Genomic DNA, 11,948 nt, shown 5'->3' on the forward strand with positions numbered 1-11,948 from the left:
CCGCGCCGGGCGGGTGCCGGGGCGGCGGGCATTCGGCACGGGGTCAGGTGGTGGGCACGTCCCGGCGGCGGAAGGCGGCCAGACCGGCCGCCGCGAACAGCCCGGCGAGCGCGGTCATCGTCAGCAGCGGGGTGGCGCTCCAGCCGGCCCGCAGCACCTGCGGGGTGTGCGTGAACGGCGAGAGGTCCAGCAGCCACTGGCTCAGTTCCAGCACCGCGCCGAGCTGACCGAGCAGCACGCAGACCGCGAGCACCGCCCACGCCGTCGGGGCGAGCCGGGGCAGCTGGCCGAGCAACAGCACCGCCAGCCCGGCCAGTACCCAGGCCGCCGGCGCCTGGGCCAGGCCGGCACCGAGCATCCGGGGCAGCTGACCGGGCACGTCGTCGACGCTGAGCCCGTAGGTCAGGCCGGTCGCCAGGCCGGTCACCGCCAGCGCCACCACCGGCCCCAGCAGGGCGAACACCAGGTGCGAGGCGAGCCAGGCCGACCGGTGCACCCCGGTGGCCAGCAGCGGTTCGACCCGCCCGGCGGCCTCCTCCGAACGCATCCGTAACGCCGCCTGGATGCCGTACCCGGCGGCGGCCAGCCCGGCAACGCTCAACGACGCCCCCAGGTACGCCTCGGCCAGCCCGGACGCCCCACCCAACCGGGCCATCACCTGCTCCAACGCGGCGTTGCCGGCGACCGACCGGCCGGCCGCCTCGGCCGCTCCGCCGATGACCGACCCGAGCAGGCCGAAGCCGACCGCCCAGCCCAGCAGCTGCCCCCGGTGCAGCCGCCAGGCCAACCCGAACGGCCCGGCCAACGCCCGCCCGGCCCGGAGCGGGCCCGGCCGCGACGGCAGCACGCCGGCACCGAGATCCCGCCGCACCGAGACCGGGTACGCCACCGCCGCGAGCAGCACGGTCAGCGCGACCGGCAGGGCCAGCACCCACCAGCGCTCCCCCTCGTAGGCGCGGATCCGCGGCGCCCAGCCCAGCGGGGAGAGCCAGCTCGGCCAGTCGTGGCGGGCGGTGTCGCCGACCAGCCGCAGCACGAACGCCACCCCGAGCGCCCCGACGGCGATCCCGCGCGCCCCACCGGCGGTCTCGGTGAGCTGGGCGGCCAACCCGCCCACCGTGGCGAAGACCACCCCCACCAGTGCCGCCGACGACCCGTACGCCAGTGAGCCGGCCGCCGGCAGCCCGGTGGCGGCCAGCCCGGCGGCGGTGAGCAGGCCGAGCAGCAGACTGGCCGCGTACGTGACGAGCAGCGCGGCGGTGAGCCCGGCGTACCGGCCGAGGACGGTCGCGCCGAGCAGCTCCCGCCGGCCGGCCTCCTCCTCGGTGCGGGTGTGCCGGATGACGGTGAGCAGGGCGGCCAGCCCCACGATCACCTGGAGGAAGCCGCCCCGCTGGGCGGTGAGCGCGCCGACGCTGTCGCCGTAGACCGGGCCGAGCAGGGCCACGATCGACGGGGCGCGGGCGGTGCCGGTGGCGTACGCGGTCCGCTCGGCGGCGGTCGGGAAGAGCGCGAAGAAGCTGCCCGCGTACGACATCGGCAGGACGGCAAGCAGCAGCACCCAGAGCGGGAGGACGATCCGGTCCCGGCGCAGGACCAGCCGGACCAGGTGACCGGTGCCGGTGAGGGCGCTCACCGCCGTACCCCCGTGGGCTGGTCGCTGCCCCGCGCTGCGGGGGCCGACACGTCGGTGGGCGGGTCGGCGGCGGGCGGCTCGTAGTGGCGGAGGAAAAGCTCCTCCAGGGTCGGTGGCTGGCTGACCAGGCTGCGTACGCCGATCTCGGTGAGCCGGCGCAACGCGGCGTCGAGCGCGACGGTGTCGACGTCGAAGCGGACCCGGTCGCCGTCGACCCGCAGGTCGTGCACGCCGGGCAGGCCGGCCAGGCCGTCCAGCGGGCCGGTCAGCTCGGCGTCGATCGAGGTGCGGTGCAGGTGACGCAGCTCGGTCAGGGTGCCGGTCTCGACGGTGCGACCGTTGCGGATGATCGTCACCCGGTCGCAGAGCGCCTCCACCTCGGCGAGGATGTGGCTGGACAACAGCACCGTGCGACCGTCCCGCCGGGCCCGGCCGATCCAGTGCTGGAACACCTCCTCCATCAGCGGGTCCAGCCCGGAGGTGGGCTCGTCGAGGATGAGCAGTTCGACGTCGGAGGCGAGCGCGGCGACCAGGCCGACCTTCTGCCGGTTGCCCTTGGAATAGGCGCGCCCCTTCTTGCGCGGGTCCAGCTCGAACGACTCCAGCAGTTCGTCCCGGCGTCGCGGGTCGAGCCCGCCGCGCATCCGGCCGAGCAGGTCGATCACCTCGCCGCCGGAGAGCTGGGGCCAGAGGGTGACGTCCCCCGGCACGTACGCCAGGCGGCGGTGCAGCGCGACGGCGTCGCGCCACGGGTCGCCGCCGAGCAGCCGGACGGCCCCCGCGTCCGCCCGCAGCAGCCCGAGCAGCACCCGGATGGTGGTCGACTTGCCGGCGCCGTTCGGGCCGAGGAAGCCGTGCACCTCACCGGCCCGGACGTCGAGGTCGAGCCCGTCGAGGGCCCGGGTGCGGCCGAAGGTCTTGACCAGGCCGGCCACCGCTATCGGGGTTTCCATACTTCGGAAGCTACACTCGTTTCACAAAGTTGTGAAGCATGTGTCCGGTGCGGCACCATCGCCTGCGTAACCGACACCCCGAGGAGCACCGGACCGATGCCTGACGACCGCCACCCCGGCCAGGACGACGAGGTCCACCTCTTCGTCGAACGGATGGCCATGGCCTTCGCGGACGTCGGCTTCCCCCGGATGGCCGCCCGGGTCCTGTTCGCCGTGATGAGCGCCGACGGGCCGCTGACCGCCGCCCAGATCGGCGAGCGGCTGGGGGTCAGCGCGGCGGCCGTCTCCGGCGCGGTGCGCTACCTGACCCAGTTCGGCATGCTGATCCGCGAGCCGGTCCCGCGCTCCCGCCGGGACCACTACCGGATGCCGGAGAACCCCTGGTACGAGGGGACCATCACCAAGACCGGCCTCTACAAGAACTTCATCGACATCGCCGACACCGGGGTCGCCGCGCTGGGTGGTCCGGCCACCCCGGGAGGTGAGCGAGTGGCCGAGATGCGCGACTTCTTCGCCTTCGTCCAGGAGGAGATCGACTCGCTCGGCGAACGCTGGCGGCTCCGCCGGGCCGCCACCGGCCACGCCGACCGGCCCGCCGGCTGACCGTGGCCGGTCAGGCGGTGTTGCCCCAGCGGGCCTGTTCCAGGACGTCCAGGGCGCGCTGCCGGGCCTCCGGGTCGTCCTCGGCGCGCAGCAGGGTGGTCGCCTCGTCCACCGCGTCGGTGAGCACCCGCCACTGGGCGTCGCGCTCGCGCACCACGTCGGACTGCGCCGCCAACTGCCGGGTCTTCACCCACAGCTCCACGAACACCGACACCTTCGCCCGCAGTACCCACGGGTCGAACGGCTTGGTCAGGTAGTCCACCGCCCCGACCGCATAACCACGCAGCGCCAACTGGGCGTCCTTGTCGGCGGCGGTGAGGAAGATGATCGGCACGTGCCGGGTCCGCTCCCGACGCTTGATGTGACTGGCCGTCTCGAAGCCGTCCATGTCCGGCATCTGGGCGTCCAGCAGGATGACCGCGAAGTCGTCCACGAGCAGTTGCTTCAGCGCCGCCTCACCGCTCTCCACGGCCACCGACTGCACCGGGAGCCCCTGGAGGATCGCCTCCAGGGCCATCAGGTTCTCCCGACGGTCGTCGACGAGCAGCGCCTTGGCAGTCTGCGTCACGAATTCTCCTTGTCTCGGCGGCCGCTGACCCAGGACGCCATCCGCTCGATCAGCCCGTCCAGGTCCACCGGCTTGGTGATGTAGTCGCTACCCCCGGCGGCGAGCGCCGACTCCCGGTCGCCCGGCATCGCCTTCGCGGTGAGGAAGACGATCGGCAGGTCCGCGAAGCGGTGGTTACGGCGGATCTGCCGGGTCGTCTCGTAACCGTCCTGGTCGGGCATCATGGCGTCCATCAGCACGATGTCCACCTCCGGATGCTCGGCCAGCACGCGGACACCGTCCGCGCCGTTGTCCGAGTACAGCACGGTCATCCCGTGCAGTTCCAACGCGCTGGTCAAGGCGAACACGTTGCGTACGTCGTCGTCGACGATCAGCACGGTGGCGCCGTCCAACTGCCGGGTGGCCGGGGCCTCCGGTGCGGCGAGCAACTCCATCGGCGGCATCAGCAGCGACGCAGGCAGGCCCGCGCGCTGCGGCGACGGCGACTGCGGCGCCACCACCGCGTCCGGCGCCAGCACATCCGGTACGAAGAGGGTGAACGTCGAACCCTGCCCCGGCGCGGAGGTCACGGTGATCGTGCCGCCGATCAACCGGGCCAGGTCCCGACTGATCGACAGGCCCAGCCCGGTGCCGCCGTAGCGCCGGCTGGTGGTGCCGTCGGCCTGCTGGAACGCCTCGAAGATGATGTTCAGCTTGTCGTCGGAGATGCCGATGCCGGTGTCGATCACGGTGAAGGCGACCACCTGCCGAGCGTTGGTCAACGCCGGCACGTCGAAGACCGCGTTCTCCGCCGCCGGGGCGATCCGCAGGGTTACCGCGCCGTTGTCGGTGAACTTCACCGCGTTGGAGAGCATGTTGCGCAGGATCTGCTGCAACCGTTGGGCGTCGGTCACCAGGGCTGGCGGCAGTTCCTTGGCCACCCGTACCTGGAAGTCGAGGTTCTTGTCCTCGGCCTGCGGGGCGAACGCCTGCTCCACGTAGTTGCGGATCTCGGCGAACCGGATCTCCGTCGGCTCGACGTCCATCCGGCCGGCCTCGATCTTGGACAGGTCCAGGATGTCGTCGATCAGGCGCAGCAGGTCCGAGCCGGAGCCGTGGATCGTCCGGGCGAACTCGATCTGCTTCGGGGTGAGGTTGCGCTCCGAGTTCTCCACCAGCAACCGGGCCAGCAGCAGCAGCGAGTTCAGCGGCGTACGCAGCTCGTGGCTCATGTTCGCCAGGAACTCCGACTTGTAGGCCGACGCCCGGGTGAGCTGCTGGGCCTTCTCCTCCAGGCCGAGCCGGGCCAGCTCGATCTCCCGGTTCTTCGTCTCGATGTTGCCCTTCTGCTCGCTCAGCAGCTTCGCCTTGTCCTCCAGCTCGGCGTTGGTGCGCTGCAACTCCGCCGACTGGTCCTGCAACTCCAGCGCCAGCCGCTGCGACTGGGCCAGCAGCTCCTCCGTACGCCGGTTGGCCTGGATGGTGTTGACCGCGATGCCGATGGTGAGCACCAGCCGCTCCAGGAACGCCAGGTGCAGCTCCGAGAAGCGGGCCACGCTGGCGAACTCGATCACCCCGAGCAGCTCGCCCTCGAACAGGATCGGCAGCACCACCAGGTCGGACGGGAGTGTCTCGGCCAGCCCCGACCGCAGGGTGATCCGCCCGTCGGGCAGCGCGTTGAGCCGGATCGTCCGGCGGGAGAGCGCGGCCTGACCGACCAGCCCCTCACCGGGCCCGAAGGTGACGTCGTGCCCCCGCGCCACATATCCGTACGAGGCGGTCAGCCGCAACCGCATCACCCCGTCGGAAGTGTCCGCCAGGAAGAACGCGCCGAGCTGCGCGTCGACGAGCGGGGTCACCTCCATCATGATCATGCGGCAGACCTCGCCCAGGTCCCGCTGGCCCTGGAGCAGGCCGCCGATCCGGGCCAGGTTGGAGTCCAACCAGCCCTGCTCGGCGTTCTTCTTGGTCGTCTCCCGGAGGGTGACGATCATCTGGTTGATGTTGTCCTTCAGCTCGGCGACCTCGCCCTGCGCCTTGACCGCGATCCGCTGGGTCAGGTCGCCCCGGGTCACCGAGGTGGAGACCTGGGAGATCGCCCGGAGCTGGGTGGTCAGGGTGGAGGCGAGCTGGTTGACGTTCTCGGTGAGATCCCGCCAGGTGCCACTCACGCCCTTCACCTGGGCCTGACCACCGAGCTTGCCCTCGATGCCGACCTCACGCCCGACCCGGGTCACCTCGTCGGCGAACGAACTGAGCTGGTCGACCATCGTGTTGACGGTGTTCTTCAGCTCCAGGATCTCGCCCTGCGCGTCCACGGTGATCTTCTGGCCGAGGTCGCCCTTGGCCACCGCCGTGGTCACCGAGGCGATGTTGCGCACCTGGGAGGTCAGGTTCGACGCCATCGAGTTCACGTTGTCGGTCAGGTCCCGCCAGGTGCCACTCACGCCCTTCACCTGGGCCTGACCACCGAGCTTGCCCTCGGTGCCCACCTCACGCGCCACCCGGGTCACCTCGTCGGCAAACGAGCTGAGCTGGTCCACCATCGTGTTGACAGTGTTCTTCAGCTCCAGGATCTCACCCTGCGCGTCCACCGTGATCTTCTGCGACAGGTCACCCTTGGCCACCGCCGTGGAGACCTGCGCGATGTTCCGCACCTGCGAGGTCAGGTTGGACGCCATCGAGTTCACGTTGTCGGTGAGGTCCCGCCAGGTGCCGGCGACCCCGCGTACCTGGGCCTGACCACCGAGCTTCCCCTCGGTGCCCACCTCACGCGCCACCCGGGTCACCTCGTCGGCAAACGACGAGAGCTGGTCCACCATCGTGTTCACCGTGGACTTCAGCTCCAGGATCTCACCCCGGGCGTCCACGGTGATCTTCTGGCCGAGGTCGCCCTTGGCCACCGCCGTGGTCACCGAGGCGATGTTGCGCACCTGGGAGGTCAGGTTCGACGCCATCGAGTTCACGTTGTCGGTCAGGTCCCGCCAGGTGCCACTCACGCCCTTGACCTGCGCCTGACCACCGAGCTTGCCCTCGGTGCCCACCTCACGGGCCACCCGGGTCACCTCGTCGGCAAACGACGAGAGCTGGTCCACCATCGTGTTCACGGTGTTCTTCAGCTCCAGGATCTCACCCTGCGCGTCCACCGTGATCTTCTGCGACAGGTCACCCTTGGCCACCGCCGTGGAGACCTGGGAGATGTTCCGCACCTGACTGGTCAGGTTGCCGGCGAGCTGGTTGACGTTCTCCGTCAGGTCCCGCCAGGTGCCGGAGACCCCGCGTACCTGGGCCTGACCGCCGAGCTTGCCCTCGATGCCGACCTCGCGGGCCACCCGGGTCACCTCGTCGGCAAACGACGAGAGCTGGTCCACCATCGTGTTCACTGTGTCCTTCAGCTCCAGGATCTCGCCCTGGGCCGCAACGGTGATCTTCTGGCTCAGGTCACCGCGGGCCACCGCCGTGGAGACCTGAGCGATGTTCCGTACCTGGGAGGTCAGGTTCGACGCCATCGAGTTGACGCTGTCGGTGAGGTCCTTCCAGGTGCCCGCGACGTTCGGCACCTGGGCCTGCCCACCGAGCTTGCCCTCGGTGCCCACCTCACGGGCCACCCGGGTCACCTGCTCGGCGAAGAGCCGCAGCGTGTCGGTGAGCGAGTTCATCGTGTCGGCCAGCTCGGCGACCTCGCCGCGCGCCCCGACGGTGATCTTCTGCGACAGGTCGCCCCGGGCCACCGCCGTCGCCACCTGGGAGATCGACCGCACCTGGCCGGTCAGGTTCGACGCCATGGTGTTCACCGAGTCGGTGAGATCCTTCCAGGTGCCGGCGACGCCCCGGACGTCCGCCTGACCGCCCAACTTGCCCTCGGTGCCCACTTCACGGGCCACCCGGGTCACCTCGTTGGAGAACGACGAGAGCTGCCCGACCATCGTGTTGACCGTCCGGCCGATCCGCAGGTACTCACCGCGCAGCGGACGGTCGTCGATCTCAAGCGCCATGTGCTGGGAGAGGTCGCCGTCGGCCACCGCCATGATCACGCGGGCGATCTCGGTGGTCGGTCGGCCCAGGTCGTCGATGAGCGAGTTGACCGCCCGCTGGCCCTCCGCCCAGGAGCCGTCCAGGCCCTCCTCGTCGAGGCGTTCGGTCAGCCGGCCGTCCCGGCCGACCACCCGGCTGATCCGGCGCAGGTCCAGGTGCTGCCGCTCCTGGAGCGACACCACCTCGTTGAAGGCGTCCGCCACCTCACCGGCCGCGCCCGCGCGCCGGGGCAGCCGTACCTTGAAGTCGCCCCGGCCGACCCGCCGCAGCGCCTCCGACAGCTCACCGAGGAGCGCGTCATGCTCGGAAGCGGACACGTCCGCTGTCACCGACTGTTTCGCGGTCATCGTTCCTCGCTCAGCTCGGAGGGCTCCCGGCGTGCCGACACGCCGGCTTCCCCTCATTGTGCCCGCGTCTTCACCGGGCAGCGGATGCGACGTGCCCGGCGTCTCCCCTGCCCACGGGAAGGCGGTGACCGGCCGCGCGCCGACCCGTCGGATCAGGTCGGCTACGGACCCGTGGGCAGCGACCGTTCGCCGCCGCCGGGCCCCGCCTGGGGTGAGGCGGAGGTGTGACACCGACGGGTCGACGGGCACGGCGGGTGTGACGGTCCGTGGTGCGGCTTGGCACCCGGCCGGTGGCGTTAGAGGATACGGGGGTGTCAGCGGAGTCGGGGGCCGGGACGGACAGGGGACGGGACGAACACGTCCGGCGCGTACGGCTGCCCGCTGACCGGCGTACCCCGGCCGCCGCCCGCGCGGTGGTCCGCTCGGTGCTCGCCGAGGCCGACCTCGACGAACTGCTCAACGAGGCGCTGCTGCTCACCACCGAGCTGTCCACCAACGCCGTCGAGCACGCCCGCACCGAGCTGGACATCGAGGTCGTCGCCGACCAGATCGGCCTGACCGTCACGGTCTCCGACTTCGCCTCCGGGCCGGTCGACGAGCTGGTGGTCGGCATCCGCAACGACACCGACCAGATAGGCGAGGTCTCCGCCCGGGGGCGGGGATTGCTGCTTGTCGACCACTTCGCCAGCCGCTGGGGCACCACCTACCTGCCCACCGGCAAGGGCGTCTGGTTCCGGCTGGACCGCGACGGCGACCACGGCGACGGGCCGCACCCGCCGCCCGGCCGGTCCGACAGCGACCCGGCGACCACCGCGCCGAGCGCCGCCGCGATGAGCGAACTGACCCAGACCAGCCCCGACCCGTACGCCGACGAGCCGCTGCCCGAGTTCGCCACCGGCCTGCTCACCAGGGTCGCCGACATGGTGGGTGCGGCCGGCGGGGTGATCCGGCTGGACCGGGGCGAGGGAGAGGGCCCGCAGGTGTTGGCCCGCTACGGCCGCCAGCCCCGCCCCGGTAACGAACTGTTACGGGTGCCGCTGGTGGTGCACCGGCCGTACGCGGGAGAGCTGGAACTGGACGCGGCGCCCTCGGCGTACGCCCGGCCGTTGGCCGTCCTCGCCGCCGAACGGCTCTCGCTGCACCTGGAGAACGACCGGCTGCGCCGCGCGAACGTCCGCCGCTCGGCCTGGCTGACCTTCCTCGCCGAAGCGAGCGAACTGCTCGCCCAGTCGCTCGACGTCGACCTGACGATGGCCCTGATCCCGCAGTTGGTGGTGCCCCGGCTCGGCCAGTGGTGTGCGGTGCACACCACCGACGAATGGGGCCGGCTCAAGCTTGCCGCGTCCAGCCACGCCGACGAGTCGGTCCTGCCCCAACTGCACAAGGTGCTCCAGGAGACCGGCCCGGACTCGGTCCAGACGCGGCTGCGCGAGGCGTCGCGCATCGGGTCGCAGGTGCCGCTCGGTGGGCCGATGGAGGGCTTCGCCGTCCCGCTGGTCGCCCGCAGCCAGAAGCTCGGCACCCTGGCCGTGGGCCGGCACCAGCGGCACCGGCACGACCCGGACGAGGTGGCGGTGTTGGAGGACGTGGCGCGGCGGGCCGGCCTCGCCATCGAGAACGCCCGGATCCATGCCGAACGACGTCGGGTGGCGCAGACCCTCCAGCAGTCGCTGCTGCCGCCCGTGCTCCCGGTCGTCGAGGGCGTCGGCTTCGCCGCCGAGTACGTCCCGACCGGTGACGAGGCCGAGGTCGGCGGCGACTTCTACGACGTGGTGCCACTGCCGGACGGCCGCTGGCTGGTGGTGATCGGCGACGTGTCCGGCAAGGGGGTGCAGGCGGCGGCGGTGACCGGGCTGGTCCGCGACGTGATCCGGGTGCTGGTCGGGGACGGCAAGCCGCTGCCCGAGGCGTTGGCCCGGCTCAACGACACGCTCGTCGAACGGGGTGGGGGGCGATACTGCACGCTCGCCCTGGCGGCGGTCGGGCCGGGCGACGGCGGCCGGCTCGACGTCTCGCTGCACCTGGCCGGGCACGACCGGCCGGTCCTGTTGCACGGTGCCGGCGGGGCGAGCTTCGTCGGGATCGGGGGTACCGCGCTCGGCCTGCTCGACTCGATCACCTCGCCGTCGGCGGAGATTCCGCTCGCACCGGGCGACGCGCTGATCTTCTATACCGACGGGGTGACGGAGCGGCGGCGCGGCCGGGAACTCTTCGGCACCGAACGGTTCCGGGAGGCCGCCGCGCCCCTGGCGGGTTACTCCGCGGATGTGGTCGCGGCGCGGCTACGGGCCACCGCGATCAACTTCTCGGTCGAGTCGCCCCGCGACGACATCGCCATCCTGGTGCTCCGCAACGACGCCCTCTGAACGGGTAACGGTCAGAGGCCGCCGGGGAGGCGGCCGGGGGCGAGCCGGCGGTGCGGGTCGAGGTGGTCCTTCGCCTCCCGCAGCCGGGGGATCACCGCCGCCGCACCCCACACGTCGACCGCCTGGCGTACCTCCGGGGGCGCGGCGACCACCACGCACCGGCCCCGGCGGGCGACAAGCACCCCGCGGACGGCGGCGAGGATGCCGGCCACCCGGTCGACCGGGAACGACCCGGGCAGCGCGGCGTGCACCACGCCCAGACCGGCGGAGCCGCGCACCGGGAGCGGAACACCGGCGGCGTCCCGCAGTGCGTAGACGGCGGCGTGCAGGTCGGTGGCGGGTGCCTCGACCCGCAGCGCGGTATCCCCCGGGGCGAACGGATAGCGCCGCCACCACGGTGGCGGCTGGTCGGTGACGCTCGCCGCACCGTCGAGCAGGGCCAGCAGGCGATCGGCCCGCTCGGCCACCTCGGACCGGTCACCCTCCAGCAGGATCGCCAGCTCACCGGCGTTGTCCTGGGCGGGCGACGGATCGGCCCGGCGGCCGGCCATCGCGGGATGGTTGGCGCGGGCCGCCGCCTCCGCGGCGGACATCGGTCGACCGGCCGGACCCGGCGTCGCACCCGCCGCCGGGGCGGCGACCGGACGCGGCGGGTACCCGGCGACCGGCAGGTCCAGCTCGACGGCAGCCGGGTCGAGGTCGGCGGCGAGCACCGCCCGGACCAGGTCGCGCGCCTCCGACGGGGTCCGCACCGGCCGGGACACCCAGGCCCGGCTCGCCGGCACCGCCTGTGCCCGCAGCGTCGCCGAGACGAGCACCCCCAGCCCGCCCTGCGAGCCGCAGAGCAGCCGGCCCATGTCGAGGCCGGCCGGCGCGGCTCCCCCGGCCAGCTCGGCGGCGCTGCGGCCGGCGCTGACCACTTCACCGTCGGCGTTCAGCCAGCGCAGGCCGACAAGTTGCTCGCAGGCGGTGCCGTGCCGGTGCCGCAGCGGGCCGGACTCGTCGGCGGCGAGCACCCCACCGAGGGTGGCCCCGGGCGACGGCGGATCGAGGGCCAGCCGGCGGCCGACGCGTCCCAGGGTGGCCTGCACGGCCCGCAGCGGGGTGCCGGCACCCACCTCGACCACCGGGGAGGCCGCCGGCTGATGACCGACCCCGGCGAGCCGACCGGTGTCGAGCATGATGTCGACCCGGGCCGGCACGGCACCCCAGTCGATCTTCGTGCCGGCGCCCCGGGGCACCACCGACAGATCGTGCCGGGCGGCGAGCCGCAGCACCTCGGCCGCCGCCACCGGCCCGCCGGGGACGGCCACCCAGCGGGCGAGCCGGCCGGCGACCTCGTCGGCCGCGCCCGCCAACCGGGCGAAGGAGGGACCACAGATCCCGGCCAACCGCCGGGTGATCTCCGCTGCACCGATCGAACCCGCTCCCGTCGACATGGCATTCATCGTACACATGTTC

7 protein-coding genes are annotated in these 11,948 nt (G+C 72.5%); 2 read left to right on the forward strand and 5 right to left on the reverse strand.

Features of this window, described 5'->3' with window-relative positions; all coding sequences use genetic code 11:
* Positions 1–43: 43 nt before the first annotated feature.
* Together OHQ87_RS22880 and OHQ87_RS22885 are read right to left on the reverse strand one after the other, a co-directional pair.
* Complete coding sequence (locus OHQ87_RS22880; protein WP_328340988.1) at positions 44–1,636, reverse strand: ABC transporter permease; 1,593 nt, start codon at positions 1,634–1,636, stop codon at positions 44–46.
* On the reverse strand, positions 1,633–2,589 hold the full coding sequence (locus OHQ87_RS22885) for an ABC transporter ATP-binding protein (protein WP_328340990.1): 957 nt from the start codon (positions 2,587–2,589) through the stop codon (positions 1,633–1,635). Before OHQ87_RS22885 ends, OHQ87_RS22880 begins: the two co-directional genes overlap by 4 nt.
* Positions 2,590–2,685: 96 nt before the next feature.
* Here OHQ87_RS22885 and OHQ87_RS22890 point away from each other — a divergent pair, with 96 nt between their 5' ends.
* Positions 2,686–3,192, forward strand: a complete 507-nt coding sequence (locus OHQ87_RS22890) for a GbsR/MarR family transcriptional regulator (protein WP_328340992.1) — start codon at positions 2,686–2,688, stop codon at positions 3,190–3,192.
* Positions 3,193–3,202: 10 nt separating this feature from the next.
* Here the strand turns inward: OHQ87_RS22890 and OHQ87_RS22895 are convergent, their stop codons facing one another.
* Both OHQ87_RS22895 and OHQ87_RS22900 read right to left on the reverse strand, forming a co-directional pair.
* A complete protein-coding gene (locus OHQ87_RS22895) occupies positions 3,203–3,760 on the reverse strand; it encodes a response regulator (RefSeq protein WP_328340994.1) in 558 nt (185 codons plus the stop codon).
* A complete protein-coding gene (locus tag OHQ87_RS22900) occupies positions 3,757–8,121 on the reverse strand; it encodes a HAMP domain-containing protein (RefSeq protein ID WP_328340997.1) in 4,365 nt (1,454 codons plus the stop codon). The genes OHQ87_RS22895 and OHQ87_RS22900 overlap by 4 nt, the downstream gene beginning before the upstream one ends.
* Positions 8,122–8,432: 311 nt before the next feature.
* Between OHQ87_RS22900 and OHQ87_RS22905 the strand changes: the two genes are divergently transcribed.
* Positions 8,433–10,487, forward strand: a complete 2,055-nt coding sequence (locus OHQ87_RS22905) for a SpoIIE family protein phosphatase (protein WP_328340999.1) — start codon at positions 8,433–8,435, stop codon at positions 10,485–10,487.
* A gap of 11 nt (positions 10,488–10,498) precedes the next feature.
* On the opposite strand, the gene OHQ87_RS22910 is transcribed toward OHQ87_RS22905, so the two are convergent.
* Positions 10,499–11,935, reverse strand: coding sequence for an FAD-binding oxidoreductase (locus OHQ87_RS22910; protein ID WP_442930590.1), 1,437 nt, complete (start codon positions 11,933–11,935; stop codon positions 10,499–10,501).
* Positions 11,936–11,948: the final 13 nt, after the last annotated feature.

Origin of the sequence: Micromonospora sp. NBC_00421, assembly GCF_036017915.1 — a bacterium.
GTDB lineage: Bacteria > Actinomycetota > Actinomycetes > Mycobacteriales > Micromonosporaceae > Micromonospora.